General features: G+C 71.0%; 33 protein-coding genes and 1 tRNA gene. 31 read left to right on the top strand and 3 right to left on the bottom strand.

Features of this window, described 5'->3' with window-relative positions; all coding sequences use genetic code 11:
* The first annotated feature begins 40 nt into the window (after window positions 1-40).
* Window positions 41-113, top strand: a tRNA-Arg gene (locus tag PV364_RS19705).
* 192 nt (window positions 114-305) lie between these two features.
* Window positions 306-1,310: a tyrosine-type recombinase/integrase gene (locus PV364_RS19710; RefSeq protein ID WP_319661401.1), complete on the top strand. Its 1,005-nt coding sequence runs from the start codon at window positions 306-308 to the stop codon at window positions 1,308-1,310.
* 48 nt (window positions 1,311-1,358) lie between these two features.
* Here PV364_RS19710 and PV364_RS19715 read toward each other — a convergent pair whose 3' ends face one another.
* Together PV364_RS19715 and PV364_RS19720 are read right to left on the bottom strand one after the other, a co-directional pair.
* Window positions 1,359-1,571 carry a hypothetical protein gene (locus tag PV364_RS19715; RefSeq protein ID WP_319661402.1) on the bottom strand — a complete coding sequence of 71 codons (213 nt, stop codon included), beginning with the start codon at window positions 1,569-1,571 and terminating at the stop codon, window positions 1,359-1,361.
* A 158-nt stretch (window positions 1,572-1,729) separates the two neighbouring features.
* Window positions 1,730-2,140 carry a hypothetical protein gene (locus PV364_RS19720; RefSeq protein ID WP_319661403.1) on the bottom strand — a complete coding sequence of 137 codons (411 nt, stop codon included), beginning with the start codon at window positions 2,138-2,140 and terminating at the stop codon, window positions 1,730-1,732.
* A gap of 262 nt (window positions 2,141-2,402) precedes the next feature.
* Here PV364_RS19720 and PV364_RS19725 point away from each other — a divergent pair, with 262 nt between their 5' ends.
* The 25 genes from PV364_RS19725 to PV364_RS19845 all read left to right on the top strand — a co-directional run bounded on the left by PV364_RS19725 (window position 2,403) and on the right by PV364_RS19845 (window position 14,685).
* Entirely contained in the window at window positions 2,403-2,675 is a 273-nt protein-coding gene (locus PV364_RS19725) for a hypothetical protein (protein WP_319661405.1), read from the top strand.
* The gene (locus PV364_RS19730; protein ID WP_319661406.1) at window positions 2,672-2,962 is read left to right on the top strand and encodes a hypothetical protein; all 291 of its coding nucleotides are present in this window, start codon (window positions 2,672-2,674) and stop codon (window positions 2,960-2,962) included. The genes PV364_RS19725 and PV364_RS19730 overlap by 4 nt, the downstream gene beginning before the upstream one ends.
* 95 nt (window positions 2,963-3,057) lie before the next feature.
* Window positions 3,058-3,330, top strand: a complete 273-nt coding sequence (locus PV364_RS19735; RefSeq protein WP_319661407.1) for a hypothetical protein — start codon at window positions 3,058-3,060, stop codon at window positions 3,328-3,330.
* On the top strand, window positions 3,327-3,563 hold the full coding sequence (locus PV364_RS19740) for a hypothetical protein (RefSeq protein ID WP_319661408.1): 237 nt from the start codon (window positions 3,327-3,329) through the stop codon (window positions 3,561-3,563). The genes PV364_RS19735 and PV364_RS19740 overlap by 4 nt, the downstream gene beginning before the upstream one ends.
* Window positions 3,560-4,372 (top strand): hypothetical protein, encoded by an 813-nt coding sequence (locus PV364_RS19745; RefSeq protein WP_319661409.1) that lies wholly within the window; start codon window positions 3,560-3,562, stop codon window positions 4,370-4,372. The genes PV364_RS19740 and PV364_RS19745 overlap by 4 nt, the downstream gene beginning before the upstream one ends.
* On the top strand, window positions 4,369-4,602 hold the full coding sequence (locus PV364_RS19750) for a hypothetical protein (RefSeq protein WP_319661410.1): 234 nt from the start codon (window positions 4,369-4,371) through the stop codon (window positions 4,600-4,602). Before PV364_RS19745 ends, PV364_RS19750 begins: the two co-directional genes overlap by 4 nt.
* A complete protein-coding gene (locus PV364_RS19755; RefSeq protein ID WP_319661411.1) occupies window positions 4,602-4,796 on the top strand; it encodes a hypothetical protein in 195 nt (64 codons plus the stop codon). Before PV364_RS19750 ends, PV364_RS19755 begins: the two co-directional genes overlap by 1 nt.
* Complete coding sequence (locus PV364_RS19760) at window positions 4,793-5,842, top strand: lambda-exonuclease family protein (protein ID WP_319661412.1); 1,050 nt, start codon at window positions 4,793-4,795, stop codon at window positions 5,840-5,842. The genes PV364_RS19755 and PV364_RS19760 overlap by 4 nt, the downstream gene beginning before the upstream one ends.
* A complete protein-coding gene (locus tag PV364_RS19765; protein ID WP_319661413.1) occupies window positions 5,839-6,621 on the top strand; it encodes an ERF family protein in 783 nt (260 codons plus the stop codon). Before PV364_RS19760 ends, PV364_RS19765 begins: the two co-directional genes overlap by 4 nt.
* Window positions 6,618-7,349, top strand: a complete 732-nt coding sequence (locus PV364_RS19770) for a 3'-5' exonuclease (protein ID WP_319661414.1) — start codon at window positions 6,618-6,620, stop codon at window positions 7,347-7,349. Before PV364_RS19765 ends, PV364_RS19770 begins: the two co-directional genes overlap by 4 nt.
* The gene (locus PV364_RS19775; RefSeq protein WP_319661415.1) at window positions 7,339-7,644 is read left to right on the top strand and encodes a hypothetical protein; all 306 of its coding nucleotides are present in this window, start codon (window positions 7,339-7,341) and stop codon (window positions 7,642-7,644) included. Before PV364_RS19770 ends, PV364_RS19775 begins: the two co-directional genes overlap by 11 nt.
* A complete protein-coding gene (locus tag PV364_RS19780) occupies window positions 7,641-7,763 on the top strand; it encodes a hypothetical protein (protein ID WP_319661416.1) in 123 nt (40 codons plus the stop codon). Before PV364_RS19775 ends, PV364_RS19780 begins: the two co-directional genes overlap by 4 nt.
* On the top strand, window positions 7,760-8,353 hold the full coding sequence (locus PV364_RS19785; protein WP_319661417.1) for a hypothetical protein: 594 nt from the start codon (window positions 7,760-7,762) through the stop codon (window positions 8,351-8,353). Before PV364_RS19780 ends, PV364_RS19785 begins: the two co-directional genes overlap by 4 nt.
* On the top strand, window positions 8,350-8,550 hold the full coding sequence (locus PV364_RS19790) for a transcription factor WhiB (protein ID WP_319661418.1): 201 nt from the start codon (window positions 8,350-8,352) through the stop codon (window positions 8,548-8,550). Before PV364_RS19785 ends, PV364_RS19790 begins: the two co-directional genes overlap by 4 nt.
* Entirely contained in the window at window positions 8,547-8,909 is a 363-nt protein-coding gene (locus tag PV364_RS19795; RefSeq protein ID WP_319661419.1) for a hypothetical protein, read from the top strand. Before PV364_RS19790 ends, PV364_RS19795 begins: the two co-directional genes overlap by 4 nt.
* A gap of 1 nt (window position 8,910) precedes the next feature.
* A complete protein-coding gene (locus PV364_RS19800) occupies window positions 8,911-9,756 on the top strand; it encodes a DUF2303 family protein (RefSeq protein WP_319661420.1) in 846 nt (281 codons plus the stop codon).
* A complete protein-coding gene (locus PV364_RS19805; RefSeq protein WP_319661421.1) occupies window positions 9,756-10,061 on the top strand; it encodes a hypothetical protein in 306 nt (101 codons plus the stop codon). The genes PV364_RS19800 and PV364_RS19805 overlap by 1 nt, the downstream gene beginning before the upstream one ends.
* Before the next feature lie 15 nt (window positions 10,062-10,076).
* On the top strand, window positions 10,077-11,963 hold the full coding sequence (locus PV364_RS19810; RefSeq protein WP_319661422.1) for a DnaB-like helicase N-terminal domain-containing protein: 1,887 nt from the start codon (window positions 10,077-10,079) through the stop codon (window positions 11,961-11,963).
* Window positions 11,964-11,969: 6 nt separating this feature from the next.
* Window positions 11,970-12,608: a WhiB family transcriptional regulator gene (locus PV364_RS19815; protein WP_319661423.1), complete on the top strand. Its 639-nt coding sequence runs from the start codon at window positions 11,970-11,972 to the stop codon at window positions 12,606-12,608.
* The gene (locus PV364_RS19820) at window positions 12,605-12,781 is read left to right on the top strand and encodes a hypothetical protein (RefSeq protein WP_319661424.1); all 177 of its coding nucleotides are present in this window, start codon (window positions 12,605-12,607) and stop codon (window positions 12,779-12,781) included. The genes PV364_RS19815 and PV364_RS19820 overlap by 4 nt, the downstream gene beginning before the upstream one ends.
* A gap of 12 nt (window positions 12,782-12,793) precedes the next feature.
* Window positions 12,794-13,063, top strand: coding sequence for a hypothetical protein (locus tag PV364_RS19825; protein ID WP_319661425.1), 270 nt, complete (start codon window positions 12,794-12,796; stop codon window positions 13,061-13,063).
* A gap of 23 nt (window positions 13,064-13,086) precedes the next feature.
* Window positions 13,087-13,308 carry a hypothetical protein gene (locus tag PV364_RS19830; protein ID WP_319661426.1) on the top strand — a complete coding sequence of 74 codons (222 nt, stop codon included), beginning with the start codon at window positions 13,087-13,089 and terminating at the stop codon, window positions 13,306-13,308.
* Window positions 13,309-13,362: 54 nt separating this feature from the next.
* Window positions 13,363-14,118, top strand: coding sequence for a hypothetical protein (locus tag PV364_RS19835; protein ID WP_319661427.1), 756 nt, complete (start codon window positions 13,363-13,365; stop codon window positions 14,116-14,118).
* Window positions 14,111-14,272 carry a hypothetical protein gene (locus PV364_RS19840; RefSeq protein ID WP_319661428.1) on the top strand — a complete coding sequence of 54 codons (162 nt, stop codon included), beginning with the start codon at window positions 14,111-14,113 and terminating at the stop codon, window positions 14,270-14,272. The genes PV364_RS19835 and PV364_RS19840 overlap by 8 nt, the downstream gene beginning before the upstream one ends.
* Window positions 14,273-14,274: 2 nt before the next feature.
* A complete protein-coding gene (locus PV364_RS19845) occupies window positions 14,275-14,685 on the top strand; it encodes a hypothetical protein (protein ID WP_319661429.1) in 411 nt (136 codons plus the stop codon).
* 144 nt (window positions 14,686-14,829) lie between these two features.
* Here PV364_RS19845 and PV364_RS19850 read toward each other — a convergent pair whose 3' ends face one another.
* Window positions 14,830-15,075: a hypothetical protein gene (locus PV364_RS19850; RefSeq protein WP_319661430.1), complete on the bottom strand. Its 246-nt coding sequence runs from the start codon at window positions 15,073-15,075 to the stop codon at window positions 14,830-14,832.
* A 187-nt stretch (window positions 15,076-15,262) separates the two neighbouring features.
* On the opposite strand from PV364_RS19850, the gene PV364_RS19855 reads away from it, so the two are divergent.
* The 4 genes from PV364_RS19855 to PV364_RS19870 are packed head-to-tail and all read left to right on the top strand — an operon-like array spanning window position 15,263 to window position 17,427.
* Window positions 15,263-16,081 carry a DUF2637 domain-containing protein gene (locus tag PV364_RS19855; protein ID WP_319661431.1) on the top strand — a complete coding sequence of 273 codons (819 nt, stop codon included), beginning with the start codon at window positions 15,263-15,265 and terminating at the stop codon, window positions 16,079-16,081.
* Window positions 16,081-16,236 (top strand): hypothetical protein, encoded by a 156-nt coding sequence (locus PV364_RS19860; RefSeq protein WP_319661432.1) that lies wholly within the window; start codon window positions 16,081-16,083, stop codon window positions 16,234-16,236. Before PV364_RS19855 ends, PV364_RS19860 begins: the two co-directional genes overlap by 1 nt.
* 7 nt (window positions 16,237-16,243) lie before the next feature.
* Window positions 16,244-16,732, top strand: coding sequence for a hypothetical protein (locus PV364_RS19865; RefSeq protein ID WP_319661433.1), 489 nt, complete (start codon window positions 16,244-16,246; stop codon window positions 16,730-16,732).
* The gene (locus PV364_RS19870; protein WP_319661434.1) at window positions 16,732-17,427 is read left to right on the top strand and encodes a hypothetical protein; all 696 of its coding nucleotides are present in this window, start codon (window positions 16,732-16,734) and stop codon (window positions 17,425-17,427) included. Before PV364_RS19865 ends, PV364_RS19870 begins: the two co-directional genes overlap by 1 nt.
* Window positions 17,428-17,430: the final 3 nt, after the last annotated feature.

The raw sequence follows: 17,430 nt of genomic DNA on the forward strand, positions 1-17,430 counted from the left end.
GTCGACACCAAGGGGCGGGTTCGGTCGCGGCCATCGTCCGGCCCCCGTAGCTCAGTGGATAGAGCAGGCGCCTTCTAAGCGCTTGGCCGCAGGTTCGAGTCCTGCCGGGGGCACAAACAGCCTCTCACCTGCGAGTTCGGGTGGGAGGCTTTCTGATGCGCAGCGGGCACAGCGCATATCGGCCAAGCGCCCCCCGCGATTTCCGAATTGGGCGTACCGTCCTGTTCATGCCCCCAAGCAGCCACCACCCATCCCGACAGGGGGCCACCGTTCGCGTACGCGAATGAGAACGGAGAGGACTGCCCATGGCCAACCCCGGTAGCCCCACGGTGACTCTGCTCGACGCCCCCGACCCCGACCGCCTCGACCTCGAACCCCTCGCCCGGTCCTGGCTCCGCTCCCTGCGCGCGAGGAACGTGAGCCTCAACACCCAACGGATCTACCGCCGGGCCGCGATGGACCTGACCGAGTTCATCCAGACCTTCGTCCCCGACCCCGACGACCCCGACGCCCGGCCGGCACCGACCACGCTGGAAGGCGCCAAGACCGGCCTGCACCGCGAGCACATCGAGGCGTACATGGAGCACGTCCTGGAAAGGACGTCGCCCGGGAACGCGCACCAGCACTTTCGGACCCTGCGCACGTGGTTCACGTGGCTGGTCGACGAGGAGGAGATGGACCGCTCCCCCATGCGCACCCTCAAGCCGCCGCAGCTCCCGCAGGTTGAGGTGCCGATCATCCCCGACGAGGACATCAAGGCACTGCTGAAGGCCTGCGCGGGCAAGGACTTCGCCGCCCGCCGCGACACGGCGATCGTCATGATGTTCCTCGACACCGGCGGCCGTCTGGCCGAGGTGACCGAGCGGCGGCAGGCCGCGCTCGACCTGAACATCAACGTGCTGCACGTCATGGGGAAGGGCAGCCGTGAGCGGCCGGCGCCGTTCGGGAAGGCGACCGCGGTCGCGATGGACCGCTACCTGCGGGCCGCCGCGAAGTACATGGGCAGGCCGCTGGAGCCGACGGATCCGCTGTGGTTCACCGTGAAGCGGCGGGAGGCCATGACCGTGTGGGGCATGGGCAAGATGCTGAAGCGGCGCTGCGCCCTGGCGGGCATCGAGCCGATCCACCCGCACCAGTTCCGGCACACGTTCGCGCACCTGTGGAAGCTGCACAACGGGAACGAGGACGCGCTGATGCGGATCATGGGCTGGAGTTCGCGGGAGATGCTGTCCCGCTACGGCTCGTCGGCCGGCCAGGCGCGGGCCCGGCAGCAGCACAACGAGTTGAGCCCCGGCGACCGGCTGGGGTAGCCGGCGCCGGGGCTCGCGCCCGCGGGAGTAAGTGGCCCGGTCCCCTGGTCAATGGGGGCCGGGCTTCGTGTTGCGGCGGCTCCACCGATCGGTGTCTACCGCTTCCTGGAACAGCGCTTGCAGAGCGGAGGCAATCACCGCGGGCGGCTGGTCGAAGTCGATGGTCAGCTCGCAGTACGAGATCGTGTCGACGATCGCGACTGGTGCTCCCTCATCGAGCGTCTCCGCCCGGACGGTGATGCGCGGCCCCTCGTGTGTCACCCGACCCCCAATCCCGCGTGCGGGCAGCCCAAGGCTGTCGTACACGCGTTCGAACTGCGCGAGGTCTGATCACAATACGCTCACAAGCCTTCTCTTGGGGTCACCCGAACGAGTGCTTCCGAAACCCGCCGCTGACACTGAACTTACGTTCGGTAACATCACTCCCCAGAGTTTCGCTCGTCAGAGCCCTCCACCTGATCCTCAACACGGGGCAGATCACGGGCAGTTACCCCCGGACGGCGAGCCACACGGACCACCTTGTCGTCGCCGCCACTCGGCGTACCAAAGGGGTCGTCAACCTGCCAGCCGAGGAATTGCCGGGCCGCCGCCTCTTGGACGCGGCGCCGCGGCAGGGACAGGCCCTCGGCAATCGCACGGATCAACGGCGGGTTGATCTTCACGTCCTGACCTTGGGCGATCTTCCACAGCAGGCTGGCCGCCGGCCGGTAGTCGCTCTCCGGATCCTTGCTGCGATCCGAGAGCTGCTCGAAGGTGGGCAGGCCTGAGCCACGCTTCCCCGCGCGCTCGGCAATGAGCTGCGCGAGCGTCTCGGTGTCCCGAGTCGTCATGTCTCTCCGGTCTCCGTGTCTGCGTCGTGAGTCCGGGCGTGTCGGCGACGCCCGAGGCAGACGACCCACGTGTACGCACTGTCATTGTCCACAGACACGAATGAGTATGGCCAGCGGGCCTGCGCAAATAGTCCTGAAAGCGTGCGACATGTTGACACTCATGGGGCGCGAAGAGGGGCGCGCGCGTTCCGCTGGACATGGCGCGAACGCTGTGCTTAGCTATTCTCATTCCTGAACGGGAATGAACACGGAGGACCAGCACGTGCCCGACGCCAGATACCGCCTGCACGATGGGCAGCTCATGCAGCGACTCATGAAACACCCGCTGCCTGGCGGCACACGCCACACACGGCGCAGCCTGGCCGACGCGACCGGACTGTCGTACACGAAGATCCACCGGCTCATCTCCGAGGAACGACCCGAGGTAGACGAGCCCCATGCCGACGCGATCGCTCGCGAACTCCAGAGCGCCCGCAAGGCTCTTTTTTCGCCATCACCATCCACATTCAAGAATGGAAACGGAGGACAGCAGTGATCGACGCCGACCGCTCCACCCCCGCCGACCGGTCGATGATCGCCCGACTCGCCGCTCACATCAGCCACGCGAACGACGCCGACCCGACCGCGCGCACCGCGCCAGCCCGCGCCGCCGCCAACGAGAAGTTCGTGAAGCAGGCGCGCGAGATGCACCCGGACGCCAGCGACGAGCGGATCGCTCAGGTCGCGGAGCACCTGCGGAAGGCCCACTTCATCCGCCTCGGCCGCGCCTCGGGTGCCGCCCGGCGGGCGAAGGCGAAGACCGCGAAGGCGCCGGCCGCCTGATCCACCCCGAGCACGAAGAGGGCCGCTCCCGACTGGCAGGCCCGGAGCGACCCCTGACGGCTCACCTCACTGACTCAGAAAGCGAGGCATCCGCCTTGACTGCAAACCCTATCGACTTCCCTCTCTTCCCGGACCGGTCGATCCCGGTCCCCGTTCCCCCGCCGCCCGCCGTGGGCGAGCGGTTCGAGGACCAGGGCGGCGACGTGTGGCGTGTGACCGAGGTCCGCGCGGACGGCGAGGCGCTGGTCGCGTGCGACGAGCCGATCGACGTCGAGGACCGTGGCGAGGGCCCGTCGCACGCGTGGACGCTGCGCAAGGTCGAGCGTCGGTTCGGCCCGCTGGTGCGGCCGCTGGGCGGTGTCCTGTGAGGTACCGCGCCATCCTCCTCCAGACCGCGTCCTGCGTGGTCACGTTCGAGGCACCCGAGGACGCGACGCAGGAGCAGCTCGAAGAGGCCGCGGCCGAGGCCGAGACCCCGACGCTGTGTCATCAGTGCTCCGACTCGGACCGCAACCAGTCGCTGAACATCGACGGTGAGTGGGACCTCATGGTCGACGAGAAGTCCGGCAAGCCGGAGATCCACGTGGACGGTGACGCGTGAACGCCCGCGCCATCAATGCCGCAGCGGGCGTGATCCTCGCGTCGATGCAGCGGAAGCAGACCGCGGCTGGGATCGCGGCGGACGTCGAGGCTGCTGGGCTGTTGATGTCGCCGGAGACCGCGGCCGAGCTGGAGACGCTGCGCAGCACGCTGGAGCGGCGGACCGCGCTGCTCCGCGATGTGCAGGCCATGGCCCGCAGTTCGCGTAAGGAGGCTGACGGCCGGAAGGCGCATGCGGAGCGGTTGAAGGTCTCGAACCTGGAGGCTGCCGAGCGGGCGCAGAAGGTCATCGACGAGCTGCGCAAGCGGGTCGCCGAGCTGGAGGCCGCTGTCCTGCCGCCGTGGTGGTCGCAGATGACTGAAGAGGTCAGCGACGTCCTGTCGGAGCTGGCTTCGGCTGCGCTCTCGTACTACTCGTTCGAGACCACTGAGGACCCGCAGCAGCGGTTCGAGGCCGCGATGGCGTGGGGGCACCGCGAGGTGTCCGAGCGGCTGGCAGACGAGGCCGGGAAGGTCACCCCAACCGGGGGCGAGATCACCCAGCCCGACGAACTGACCGTCTACCGGGCCTCCCACGACGCCATCGTCATGGGCCTCTACACCACCCGCGACGCCGCTGAGCAGCACTGCCTGGCCTCGGCCGACAACTCCGACCTCCACAACGCCGTGTTCGCCTGGCACGACGACGAGGACGGCAGCACCGAACTCTGGGCGACGCTCTCCCCGCGCAGCATGCCCGAGCGCCCCACGGGCTACGTCGTGACCCCGGTCCCGGTCGCCTCCGAGTACGACGAGGAGGCCGACGAGTGACGACCGTGACCCTCCTCTACGTCCTCGGCTACGGCGTCGCCGCGTGGATCCTCCTCGGCCTGGTCGACCTCCTCGCCGACCGCGACGACCAGCAGCTCGCCGCCACCGGACCGCGCCAGACGACGACCACCACCGCGCCCTGCCACTGCGGGCGCCGCATCCCCACCGGTCGGATCGCCTACTGCTCCGACCGCTGCCGCTGGAACGACGACAACCACGGGAGCAACTGATGCGACCCATCTACTGCGACGGCAACGGCTGTCCCGACCTGCCGCCCGGCCAGCACTCGGACGACTGCTTCGAGCTGTCCGAGGAGGCGCCCCGCAACGACGACATCGTGTGGGCCACCGCCATGGAGGACGGCGCCGCCCGCCGCCCGCTGCTCACCGGAGTCCCGGCGCAGCAGGGACGGAGCGCCCTGTGACGACTACGACCGAGGCCGGGGCCACCGCCCCGGCCCCCGGCCGCCGCGTCACACCGACCGGCCGCCTCATCCTCCCCGCCGACGCCGACCGCGCCGACTGGCTCACCGCCCGCCGCCAAGGACTCGGCTCCAGCGACATCGCCGCGATCCTCGGCATCTCCCGCTTCGGGAACGCCCTCACCGTCTGGCACGACAAGACCGGCGGACTCCCCCTGGAGAGCGACGACACCGAACCCGCCCTGTGGGGACGCCTCAACGAGGAGACCGTCGCCCGCGAATGGGCACGCCGCAACCGCTCCCACGTCCGCCGCGTCGGCCTCGTCGCCAACATCGAACGGCCCTGGCAGATGTGCACCCTCGACCGCCGAGTCCTGGCCTGCCCCATCTCCCAGGACACCAAGGAACGCTGCGCCGTCGAGGTCAAATGCCGCGACAAGATGAAGGCCGGCCAGTGGCGCAAGGGCACCCCGGACGACGTCCTCGCCCAGACGCTCTGGCAGGCAGACGTCTGCGGCTTCGACCACATCCACGTCGCGTGCCTCATCGGCGGCAACGACTACCGGCAGTTCGTCGTCCGCGTCGCCGACCACGCCGACATCGTCGCCAACCTGCGGGCCGCCGGCGAGCAGGCGTGGCAGCAGATCGTCGCCCGCCGCCCGCCGCTGCTGACGGGCGAGGAGGAGCCCGGCCCGCTCCTCGACCTGTACGCCCAGCTCCACCCGGAGCGGTCCGGCTATGTCGAGATCGACCGCGACGGCGACGCGCAGGACGACCTCACCGAGTACATCGAGCAGGCCGCCGCCGAGTCCACCGCGAAGAAGGCCAAGGAGAAGGCGAAGGCCAAGCTCATCGGCCACCTGGGCGGCAAGCAGGCCGCGTTCTACCAGGACCGCCCGGCCTACTCCTACGACGAGGAGTCCCGCGAGTACGTCGACCGCGAGCGGCTCCGCGAGAAGTTCCCCGAGGCCTACGAGGCGTGCGTCGAGGACCGGGTGTCCCGCCGCCTCAACATCCCCCGCAACGTCCGTGAGGAGTTCACCTCGTGACGACCCTTGCCGATCGTGCGGCAGCCGCCGCCGGCCGCCCCGACAGCACCGCCCCGGCCGAGGCCGCACCGGCCTACGAACCGCCGACCGTGAACACCCCGGCGCCCGACCTGTCCGCCTACGAGCCGGGGCCCGACGACCCGCCCATGGTGCCCGTGCACCTCGCCTGGCTCCGCGTCCGCAAGGACATCCGCAGTATCGAAAAGGGCGAGGAGTACAACGACGGGTACTCGCGCTACAACTTCCGCGGCGTCGACGCCACCGTCACGGCCTTCGCCCCGGTCACCCTCCGGCACGGCGTCAACGTCATCCCACGCCAGGTCGACGCCACCTACCGCGACACCAAGACCGCCAAGGGCAAGGCCACCCGCGAGTGCACCGTCAGCGTGACGTGGCACATCATCGGCCCCTGCGGTGACGTCATCGTCGCCCAATCGCAGGGCGAGGCCCTCGACTCCGGCGACAAGGGAACCGCCAAGGCGCAGTCCGTCGCACTGCGCGTACTGCTCCTCAACGGTGGCCTCGTGCCGACCGGCGATCCCGACCCGGGCAGCTCCACCATCGACCGCGGCGAGGCCAACGTGCGGTCCGCCGTCAGCTACCTCGACGAGATCACCGACCCGCAGACCAGTACCGGCCGACTTCGACAGATCCACCACGAGCTGAAGCAGTCGCAGCAGCTCGGTGCGCTCGTCACGAACGAGGTCGGCAACGAGGAAGCCGTCGGCGACATGGTCGTCCGTATCGGCAAGGAGCGCGCCGCCGGGGGTGGCTCATGAGCTGGTACCTCGGCCGCATGTGCGGCTTCGACCTGGAGACCACCGGCATCGACGTCGAGACCGACCGCATCGTCACAGCCTGCATCGTCCAGGTCGGCGGCAACCACCCGACCGCCTCGGACACCTGGCTCGCCGACCCGGGGATCGACATCCCCGAGGAGGCCGCCAAGGTCCACGGCATCACCACCGAGCAGGCCCGCGCCGAGGGGCACCCCGCGGCCAGCGTCGTGCAAGACCTCGTGTCCGGGCTGGTGCAGGTCGTCACGCACGGCATCCCCGTCGTCGCGATGAACGCCTCATTCGATCTCACCATGCTCGACCGCGAGGCCCGCCGGCACGGCATCGCCCCGCTGTCGGACGTCGTCGGCGACGAGCTGCGGGTGGTCGACCCGCGCGTCCTCGACAAGCGCGTCGACCGGTACCGCCGCGGCGGCCGCACTCTCACGGATCTGTGCAGGCACTACGACGTGCCCCTCGACGGCGCGCACTCCGCGGACGCTGACGCCATCGCCGCGTGCCGCGTGGCCTGGCGGATCGCGTCCCGGTACCCCGAGGTCGGCCGCGCCCTCCTCGACGAGCTGCACGACCAGCAGATCGGTTGGGCCCGCGAGCAGGCCGAGGGCCTGGCCGACTACTTCCGCCGCACCCCCGGCAAGGAGCACCAGGCCGACGGCGTGCGCACCGAGTGGCCGCTGATCCCCTTCAAGGAGGCCAGCGATGTTCGGTAGCAAGCGCCGTGAGGCCCGACACCGCCGTGAAGTCGACGCCATGCGCCAGCAGCGCGACGACGCCCGCAAGCTCCGCGAGATCACAGCACGGAACCTGGCCCGCAGCGCGCAGCGCGAATCCCGCCTCATGCAGATCCTCGCCGTGCAGATCACCGCGGGCCGCGCGCTCGGCGACAAGGCCGACGCGCAGGCCACCGCGGACCACCTGGCCGAGGTGCTCGCGATCCACGGCTTCGGCCAGCACCTGGAGTTGGCGCTGTCCCGCATCGACGCGAAGCCGGGGGACCGGCCGTGAACCTCCCCCTCCTCGTCGCCGGACTCGTGCTGCTCATCAGCGTCGGCGCCCTGCCCATCACCGCCCGCTACATCCCGACGCCCCGGCGCCGGGCCCACGCGAAGGGCACCCGCAAGTGACCACCCTGTTCGACATCCAGACCCCCGCCGCCGGGCTGTCCCCCCGCCCGACGGCGGGCACCACCTACCGAGTCGCCGGCCTCGACATCAGCCTCACCTCGACCGGCGTCGCCACCCTCGGCGGCACCATCGCCATCCCCACCACCGGCCGCCGCCGCGACACCCTCGTCGAACGCCGCACCCGACTACGGCACATCGCCGACACCGTCGTCACCGAGGTCGGCACCGTCGACCTGGCGTGCATCGAGGGCCCCTCGCACCACTCCGTCGGCGGCTCCGTGTGGGACCGCGGCGGACTGTGGTGGCTCGTCGTCGACGCCCTCGTCGCACGGGAGATCCCCGTCGCCGTCATCCCGCCCATGTCCCGCGCCAAGTACGCGACCGGCAAGGGCAACGCCCGGAAGGCGGCCGTCCTCGACGCCGCGCAGCGCCGGTACGGAGCGGTGTGCGCGACCGACGACGAGGCCGACGCCCTGGTCCTCCGCGCGATGGGTCTCGACTGGCTCGGCCAGCCGCTGACCGAGGTCCCCGAGGGCCACCGCGCGGCGCTCGGCGGATGCCAGTGGCCCGACCTCGGACCGGCCAGGTGACCGGCCCGTGGATCGGCGGACTCACCGTCCGCCGCACCGACCACGGACAGACCCCCATCGCCGACCACCTCTGCACCCGCTGCGGCCACCACACCCGCGTCACCGGCCGCCAGCGAGTCACCGACTACATCCGCTCCAACCCCATCGCCGACCACCGGGCAGCCTGCCCGGCCCTGAAGAAAGGCACGACCGCATGACCGACACCACCAACCGCACCGGAGAGATCGCCGAGTTCGCCGCGTTCCTCGTCGGCCACCTCGGCGGCCGATCCCACGAGCAGATCAGCGCCGAGATGCACGACCTCCTCGCCGCCGTCGCCGAACACGGCCGCAAGGGCTCCCTCACCATCACCATCGCCGTCGAGCCCCCCAAGGGCCACGTCGACGGCGGCCCGCTGGCCATCGCTGTCGAGAGCGCCCTCAAGGCCCCGAAGGCAGTCGCCCCGCCGGCCATCTACTTCGTCGACCGCGACGGCAACGCCACCCGCAACGACCCCCGGCAGATGTCCTTCGACATCCGCGACGTCCCCACCACCACCGAGATCAAGGACATCTGACGTGCCCAACTACACCGACCTCCAGCCGATCAGCTCCACCGCAGGCGACGGCGTGCAGGCCATCATCGACACCGCCCACCGCGCCGCCGAACCCACCAAGGTCGAGCCCGGCGAGATCTACCTCGTCGCCACCGCGACCGGCGACGTCCGCACCATCGACCTGACCGGCGACCAGTACCTCGACACCCCGTCGCGCAAGGTCGGCACCACCACCGTCCGCGACGCCGGCAGCTTCCTCGCCTACTACGACAAGCACCACGACGACTCCTCCGAGGTGTACTCGGACGTCGAGAAACTGAGCGTCACCGCCGTCCTCGACGCCCACTCCGACGACGCCGCCGCCTGGCAGCAGCACCGACTCATCCTCTCGCTGCGCCAAACCAAGCCCTGGCGCGAGTGGCTGGCTCTCGACGGGCAGCTCGTCGACCAGGACCGGTTCGCCTCGTTCCTCGAGGACCACCTGCCCGACCTCGTCGCCCCGGACTCCGCGACGATGCTGGAGATCGCCCAGTCCATCCAGGCGACCACCAGCGCCTCGTTCCAGTCCTCGTCCCGCCTCCAGTCCGGCGAGCGCAAACTCGTCTACACCGAGGACACCACGGCCAAGGCCGGCGGCAACGGTGAGCTGACCATCCCCGAGGTCTTCCAGATCGCCGTCATGCCCTTCGAGGGCGCCGAGCGCTACCGGATCCAGGCCCGCCTGAAGTACCGCATCGGGCGTGACGGGCTGCGCCTCGGCTTCAAGTTGGAGCAGCCCGAGGACCGCCTCGCCGCCGCGTTCCAGGACGTCGTCAAGCAGGTGAGCGACTCCATCACCGAGCCCGTCATCAACGGCACCCCTGCCTGATGACCCGGGAACCCCGCGGGACGGGCGCCGCCGACTCCCGGTGCCCGTCCTGCGGGGCCCCGGTCCTCCGCCAACTCGTCGGCCGCATCGCAGCCCTCACCGTCACCGCAGACCCCACCCCGCTCACCCCCGAGCAGGAAACCCAGGTCCGCACCGACCCCAACCGCCTCACCTGGTGCCTCATCACCGGCCGATGGCGGCCCCCCGAACTCCGCTGGAGGCACCCAGCCCACAGCCCCCACTGCACCCACCACGTCGTCGCCTGCCACCGCTGCCCACCCGCAGCCCCCACCACCCTCTTCTGACCCGCTAGGAGCACCGTGGACAACGTCATCCGCCACCCCGCACCGCAGCAGGCGGACGACCATGCCACCGTCGAGCGCCTCCCGCCCGCGGACGTCGCCGCCGAACAGTCGCTCCTCGGCGCCATGCTCCTCGACCCCCGCGTCGTCGAGGACGTCATCGAGACCGTCGACGCGGAGGACTTCTACCGCATCGCACACGGCACGATCTTCCGCACCATCGCCAGCGCCTACGCCGTCGGCCAGATCCTCGACCCGATCACCCTCGCCGAACGACTCCGCAAGGAAGGCCAGCTCGACCGCGTCGGCGGCGCCTCCTACTTCAACATCCTGATCTCCGCCGCGCAGGTCACCAGCCTCGCCCCCGACCACGCCCGCATCGTCCACGAGGCCGCCCAACGCCGCCGCATCCTCGTCGAGATCGAGCAGGCCGCCCACCGCATCCGCACCGGCGACGGCGACCTCGCCGACACCGCAGCCGCGGCCCGCGACGCCCTCGACGGCGCCACCCGCACCACCGCCGGCGCCCGCCACCTCGAAGCAGCGTTCCTCAACTGGCCCGAGTTCTTCGCCACCGACTTCGGCGACGTCGAGCTGCTGCCCGGCCGGCTCATGGCACCCGGCCAGCAGATCGCGCTCGTCGGCGACGGTAAGGCCGGCAAGTCCCTGTTCTCCCTGGAGTGGGCCTGGCGCATGGCCACCGGGCAGAGCTTCCTCGGCGACAAGCCGCAGGACCCCATCACCGTGCTGTACGCCGACGCGGAGAACGGGCACGAGCAGATCCAGGAGCGCCTCATCTCCTTCGGGGCGACCCCGCACGGCATGGGCCGCCTCAAGTACGCCTCGTTCCCCCGTATCCGGCCGCTGGACACCCCCGGCGGCGGACAGGATCTCCTCGCCCTCACCAAGCGCGCGGACGCCCAACTGGTGTTCCTCGACACCATCTCCCGCTTCATCGCCGGGCCCGAGAACGACGCCGACACCTGGCTCAACGTGTACCGCCACACCCTGATGCTCCTGAAGCGCGACGGCATCGGCTCCGTCCGCCTCGACCACTTCGGGAAGGACAAGGACCGCGGCGGCCGAGGCTCCTCGGCCAAGACGCAGGACGTCGACCACGTGTGGGAGCTGTCCGCGCAGGGCGGCGGCATCCTCGGCCTGAAGCGCACCCACACCCGCACCGGCATCGGCCCCGACGCGTTCCCCATCCGCCGCGAGTCCCGCCGCCACGGAGACCACTGGGTGCCCGGCGCGACCCGGCACACCCTGGTCACCTTCGAGTACGAGCAGCGCCAGGACACCCCCGGCACCGTCGAGTACGTCATCGGCAGGCTCGACGCGGCCGGCCTCCCGAACGACGCGGGCAACCCGGCCGCCCGCAAGACCCTCGCCGAACTCCAGGTCCCCGCGCGGAAGGCCCTGATCGAGGAGGCCGTCCGACTCCGCAAGGCCCGCACCCAAACCGGGACGGGGAATGACACACCGGACACCCATAGCGGGACAGTCCCGATGTTCATGGACGAACCCGGACACGAGCAGCCCCGGAATGTCCGGAATGACCTTCCCCCAGATGTTCCCCGCGATCTTGATCCAGCAGGTTCCCCGGGGGAATCCCCCGCGATCTTCACGGGAAGCACAAAACCCCAGGTCAAACATTCCCCGGGAACCCCCGGGGAACCCCCGGGGAACGCACCTTCCCCCCCTTCCCCCCCCTCTAAGGAGGGGGAAGGGGTGGGGAAGCGGGAACCCACAGACCCCACAAACGACGGTGACGACCCCCCGTCATGCACCCTCTGCGGCTACCCCATCACCAACCCCGACCGCGTCAACCGCGGCTACGACACCCACGTCATGTGCCCCCAACCGGCCAACGCCCAGACCACCAACGCCCCCGAGGAGGACTGACCACCCATGAACCTCACACCCGACTTCCTCGACCAGGCGACCGGCCCCGTCCCGTGCAGCCAGGAACCGGATCTGTTCTTCAGCCTCGACGACGCCGACCGCATCCGCGCCGTGAAGATCTGCCGAGGCTGCCCCCTCCTCGTCGCCTGCCACGCCCACGCCACCGACGCCGACGAACTCGGCGTGTGGGGCGGACAGACCCGCGCCGAACGCCGAGGGCTGCGTCGCCGCGGCGGCGTCCTCCAGGTCCCGGCCGAGCCCGTCGAGGAGCTGGAGCTTGACGACGAGGACCGGCTGCGCCGCGAGTGCGGCAGCGTCAAGGCGTACCGGGCGCACCGGAAGTTCGGCGAGACCCCGTGCCGCCGCTGTCAGGCAGCGTGGGACGCGAACGTCGAGACGGAGCGCCGCGCCGCCCTGGAGCGGGAACACGCGCTCCCTGCCGGCGGATCCGTCACGGGCTACCACACGCACCGCAGGCTCAACGAACCGACGTGCGACCCGTGCCGTGCCGCGCTGCGGGTGCAGGCCGCAGAGCGCCGCGCCGCGGACAAGCGGAAGCAGAGCGGCCTGACGGTCGTCCCGCCGGCCGACGACCCGGCGCCCCCGCCTGCCTCCGCCGCTGCGCCGTCGGGGCGTGCCGCATGAGCCAGGCCCACATGGTCCTCGTCGGCGCCCTCGCTGCTGGCCTCCCCACCGCCGCGGTGCTCCTCGTCGTCGCGGCCTGCGTGATCCGCGACCACTGGCGCGCCGTCCGCGGCTGGCTCGTCGTCGCCCTCGCCATCGCCGCGGTCATCGCGGCCGCCGCCTACATCGACTGAACGGACACCGCCATGCCCGAGCCCGTCGACATCTGCATCTGGTGTCCCGACCGACCGCGAATCCCCGCCAGCCAGTTCGACGCCCATCTCGACCGCGAGCACCCCTTCATCTCCGACCCGCGCACCTCCACCTCCTGCTGGTCCAGGGCCGAGGTGACCACTCCGGACGGGATCCTGCACGACATCGCCTGCGGCCGAGGACGACACCGGTGGGGCACGCACCGCAACCGGCACGTCCGGTGGAGCTGCCCGCCCCGCTGCTCCTGCGTCCGCCACGCCTGACCCAACCACCGAACGGAACCGCCATGCCCGAGACCCGCCTCACCTGCCTCAGCCCCGCAGACGCCGCCGCCGTCGTCACGGAAGGCACCCGCCCCGGCGACACCGTCCACACCGTCCGTCAGGAAGGCGCCGTGGTCGTCATCGGCTACCAGGACAAGCGCTGGCCCCTCGACGTCGCCGACTGGGCCGGGGAGAACGGCCACGCCTCCGACTCCGCCGCCGCCCGCGTGATCGCGCAGCTCTGACCGTCACGGCCCGGCCGTCACCCGGCGGCCGGGCCCCACCACCCGGAGGCCCCCATGCCCGCATCCCTCGACCCCAAGACCCGCGCCGTCCTCCGCTCCGCCGACGCCATGACGACGCAGCTCCGCAGCATCGCCGACGCCCTCACGACGGCCGTCACCGACGCCGCGACGGCCGACCAGACGGACTACGCCCTCACCCCGACGCCCGTCGCCGACGACGACCCGCCCGTCCAGTGCTGGCACACCGAACCCCGCACGCCCTGCGACTGGAACATCTGCCGACAGCCCACCGACGCCCCGTCGGAGCAGCAGACGACGCCCGACGACAAGCTGCTCCGCGCCCTCGCCGACCGAGCAGCACGCGGCCGACTGATCGGCGACGAGCCCATCATGCTGCTCCGCGGCATCGAGGACACCCTCGCCGTCCGCGACCAGCTCGCCGCTGAACTCGACCGCATCCGCCGCGCCCTCGACCCCGACGACGAGACCTACATCCGCGAGACCGTCGACGAGCAGCTCGACCTCCGATCCAAGCTGCACTACGCCGAGGCGCAGCTCCGCCGCGTGCGCGGGCTGCGCGACCCGATCGCTGAGGCCCTCGAACGAGCTGACTATCGGCAGGACATGAGGCGGGGCGACCTGGCCGACGCGATCATGCCGGTCATCGGCGCCGCCCTCGACGGCCCGGTCTGCCGCTGCCGCCGCTGTGGCTGCAACCCGGACATGGGCGAGTGTGCCCACTGCAACGCGTGCGACGTGCCCGACGTCCCGTCGCCGACGCCCGTCCCCGAGGAGCACGACCGTGCGTAGAGCCCTCCTCGCCGCCCTCACCATCGTCGTCATCGCAGGCGCCACCATCGCCGCCATCAGCGCTCTCGCGTTCCTCGCCGGACACGACGCCTACCGCCAAGCCACCCGGCCCACGCCCAGCCCCACGCCCAACCCGCCACCGCAGGAGCCCTGATCATGGCGGCCGGCGCGCACTGCCCAACCCGCAAGTGGCGCTACCGCGACCGCATCGCAGCGCAGCTCGTGCTCGCCGTGATGGACCGCACCGACCCCCGCCGCCGCGAATGCCGGGCGTACCACTGCCCGTTGTGTCACGGCTGGCACCTGACGAGCCAACGGCAGTCACCGGCCCGGAACCGCACAGCCAGTCCCATGCATCCCTATTCACACCACCACGACCAGCAACGGAGCACCATGTCCGACAACAGTCTGTCCTCCGACACCGTCGCCGCCCTGCTTGAGGTCATCAAGGAGCAGGCCGAGGAGATCAAGAAGCAGCCGGCCTCCGTCGGCTCGGCCGCAGCGATCAAGGATCTCGCCGAGGCGTACGCCTGGGTGATGCGCCCGATCCGCGGCACATCCCGCTGACAACGCAGGCCGACGCCCCGTCACCCACCCGGGCGACGGGGCGTCGTCACGTTCAGCGACAGGCGTCGAGTCGCGCGCGCAGAGATAGTTACGCCTAGCAGAAACTTTCTCTGCATGATCCGCCAGAACCACTACACAGCGTAGCTATTTACCTCGCGCGACCTGCCCGGCCCTATCCCCGGACATCCCCAGCTCCGGCCCGATCTCGTCGAACGTACGGCCCTGCGCATGAGCCGAGATCACCGCCTGCTGCCGCACCTCGCGCAACTCCCGATGCAGCTCCGGCCACTCACGGAGCAGCTCCGTCGTTGCCTTCGCCCGGTCCATCGGATCGCTGATGCCCTCCAGCGCCCGCAGCGCGGCACGCACCGCCTCGACCTCGTTCGCCATGATCCGTACCTCCCGCCCGGACAGTAGGCGTGCATGACCCGACCTCCGAGGGGTACCCTTCGGAAGCGAGGGGTACCCCTCGCCGCGTCACGACGGGCCCGACGCCCGTCAGACGCCCCACAACTAAACGAGCCCCGCAGGTGCGCTAACACCGAAACGGGGCTCTGACCACCGGAGAGTGACCTCCATGGCTACGGAGCAGCGTACCCACGCCCCGACCACGCCAGGCAACCCCCGCGCGATCGGCCTCGCCATCGGCGCCGCCATCATCATCACCGGCATCACCGGCATCGCGTTCTGGCTGAGCTACTACCACCTGCACGACGTCGCTGCCGCACACGGCCTCCACACCGACCCCGCTCGCGCATGGGCCTGGCCCGCCGTCCTCGACCTGTTCTACCTCGCAGGCGAGCTGCTGATCCTCCGCGCGTCGTGGCTGCGCACCGTCGACCCGTGGGCCATCGCCCTCACCACCCTCGGCGCAGCAGGCTCGATCGGCCTCAACGTCGCCGGCGTCGGCGGCCAGGCGCCCGCCCTCGACTACGTCGTCGCCGCCGTCCCGCCTGTCGCCGCGCTGCTCGCGTTCGGCGCACTGATGCAGCAGATCCACCGCCACTTCGGACGGGCCGTCGCGTCGCCCGTCGTCGCCCCGTCGCCGCAGACCAGCGTGCCCGTAGTCGAGCAGGTCATCGCCCCGCCGCCGCCCGTCGCGCCGCCCGCTGTCCCGGCGGTGTCGACGGCCGTCGCCGCCGAGCTGCCGCCCGTCGAGGAGCAGCGCGAGCCCCTGGTCTACGCCGACCCGCGGTGCCACGCCATCCGCCCCCTGTACGACGGCGGCTACCGACCCGGCACCGCCACCATGCGGCAGGCCCTCATCGACCACGGACACGGCCGCGTCGGCGACTCCACCATCCGCGGCACCCTCCGCGCCGAGGTCGAGCGGCACGAACCGCACCTCGCTGCCTTGCCCGCGGAAGCGAGCCCGCTCCCGCGCCGCACCGGCTGATGGAAGCCCTCGCGCTCACCACCTGCCTGCTCCTCATGCTCGGCGCCGCCCTCGGCATCCTCGCCGTCGACCGCCGCGCCCTCTCGCCCGTGCTCGTTACGGCCGCCTTCGTCATCACGCTCGGCGCCCTCGTCGCCGGCCTGTTCTCCCTGTGAGGACCCCATGTTCATCGTGTCCCTCGGCGGCGTCACCGTCGGCATCTCGATCATCGCCGCGACCGGCATCCGCTGGTGGTTCCGCGAGAAGCACAAGCCCGCCCGCGCCGTGCCGTTCCTCCTCGCCACCTCCTACGGCATGCTCGTCATCCTGTCCGCCGGCGGCCTCCTCGGCGCCCTGGCAGGCGTCACCCTGTGGGGCAGCAACGGCCTCGGCAACCTCGCGCTCGTCTACGGCGTCGGCGGCGGCACCCCCGACGTCACCCGGGCGCAGCAGATGGCGCTCACCGACGGCGGTCACGCCGTGGTCGTCATCGTGACCGTCGTCCTGTTCGGCCTGTGGAAGTGGGCGGGCAAGGTCCCCAACGCGGACCTCGGCCTCGGCTTCGTCGCGGGCGTCTCGCTGGGCCTGTCCGGCACGGTCGCCGGGATCGCCGCGGTGCCTCTCGCGTCCGGCGCGAACATGCTCGGCCTCGGCTTCACGGCGCTGCTGTGATGCGCGTCCTGGTCCGGGCCGTCTGCCTCACGGGTGACGGCACCGGTGTCCTCTTCCGTCAGTGGGTCCGGTGGCTGGCCGGCAACAAGGCGCGCGGCGCGTTCGTCCGCGGCTTCGGCTCGCTGTGTGCCGTGTGGATGGTCGGCTCGATGTGCTTCGCCGCCCCGGTTCTCATGTGGGTGGTGGCCGGCTCCTGGTGTGCGGCCGCGATCCGTGCGGCGCGCCTGGCCGAGCGCAGGGCGGCGGCCGAGGAGGCGTTCCTCGACTTCATCGACGCGAACATCGGCGACCGCAACGGCGTGCACCTGGCCGTGCTCCTCGGCCTGCTCCACCGCGACAAGCTGCTCACGCACCTCGACCAAGCCGGGCTGCGGGAGCAGATCGAGGCGCGGAAGATCCGAGTCCGCGACTCGGTCAAGATCGGCGGGACCGTGATGGTGGGCGTCCACCGGGACGACTTCCCCCGCCGCGTGAAGGCCCCTCTCCCCCCTGCCGACAGCCCCTCCCCCACGGGTAGTTCCGCAGGTCACTACCCCACTACCCCGGAGAAGACCCCGATCGTGGAAGGGGTCGCGTGGACGGTACACGCACCCGTCGGGGAGCGGCCGGCGGCCGAGCCGGAGCCTGCGGACGACGGCTTCGAGGACCACCTCGCCGACGCCCTCGACGTCCTCGGGGGAGGTGACCGATCATGATCT

Source organism: Streptomyces sp. MI02-7b, assembly GCF_033793585.1.
Taxonomy (GTDB): domain Bacteria; phylum Actinomycetota; class Actinomycetes; order Streptomycetales; family Streptomycetaceae; genus Actinacidiphila.

Bases quoted from the DNA above. Each gene is read 5' to 3' on its own strand.
- PV364_RS19815 (WP_319661423.1), top strand. From the start codon at position 11,970: ATGAACCTCACACCCGACTTCCTCGACCAGGCGACCGGCCCCGTCCCG.
- PV364_RS19710 (WP_319661401.1), top strand. From the start codon at position 306: ATGGCCAACCCCGGTAGCCCCACGGTGACTCTGCTCGACGCCCCCGAC.
- PV364_RS19805 (WP_319661421.1), top strand. From the start codon at position 9,756: ATGACCCGGGAACCCCGCGGGACGGGCGCCGCCGACTCCCGGTGCCCG.
- PV364_RS19855 (WP_319661431.1), top strand. From the start codon at position 15,263: ATGGCTACGGAGCAGCGTACCCACGCCCCGACCACGCCAGGCAACCCC.
- PV364_RS19860 (WP_319661432.1), top strand. From the start codon at position 16,081: ATGGAAGCCCTCGCGCTCACCACCTGCCTGCTCCTCATGCTCGGCGCC.
- PV364_RS19830 (WP_319661426.1), top strand. From the start codon at position 13,087: ATGCCCGAGACCCGCCTCACCTGCCTCAGCCCCGCAGACGCCGCCGCC.
- PV364_RS19850 (WP_319661430.1), bottom strand. From the start codon at position 15,075: ATGGCGAACGAGGTCGAGGCGGTGCGTGCCGCGCTGCGGGCGCTGGAG.
- PV364_RS19770 (WP_319661414.1), top strand. From the start codon at position 6,618: ATGAGCTGGTACCTCGGCCGCATGTGCGGCTTCGACCTGGAGACCACC.
- PV364_RS19835 (WP_319661427.1), top strand. From the start codon at position 13,363: ATGCCCGCATCCCTCGACCCCAAGACCCGCGCCGTCCTCCGCTCCGCC.
- PV364_RS19795 (WP_319661419.1), top strand. From the start codon at position 8,547: ATGACCGACACCACCAACCGCACCGGAGAGATCGCCGAGTTCGCCGCG.
- PV364_RS19820 (WP_319661424.1), top strand. From the start codon at position 12,605: ATGAGCCAGGCCCACATGGTCCTCGTCGGCGCCCTCGCTGCTGGCCTC.
- PV364_RS19775 (WP_319661415.1), top strand. From the start codon at position 7,339: ATGTTCGGTAGCAAGCGCCGTGAGGCCCGACACCGCCGTGAAGTCGAC.
- PV364_RS19755 (WP_319661411.1), top strand. From the start codon at position 4,602: ATGCGACCCATCTACTGCGACGGCAACGGCTGTCCCGACCTGCCGCCC.
- PV364_RS19865 (WP_319661433.1), top strand. From the start codon at position 16,244: ATGTTCATCGTGTCCCTCGGCGGCGTCACCGTCGGCATCTCGATCATC.
- PV364_RS19845 (WP_319661429.1), top strand. From the start codon at position 14,275: ATGGCGGCCGGCGCGCACTGCCCAACCCGCAAGTGGCGCTACCGCGAC.
- PV364_RS19825 (WP_319661425.1), top strand. From the start codon at position 12,794: ATGCCCGAGCCCGTCGACATCTGCATCTGGTGTCCCGACCGACCGCGA.
- PV364_RS19720 (WP_319661403.1), bottom strand. From the start codon at position 2,140: ATGACGACTCGGGACACCGAGACGCTCGCGCAGCTCATTGCCGAGCGC.
- PV364_RS19870 (WP_319661434.1), top strand. From the start codon at position 16,732: ATGCGCGTCCTGGTCCGGGCCGTCTGCCTCACGGGTGACGGCACCGGT.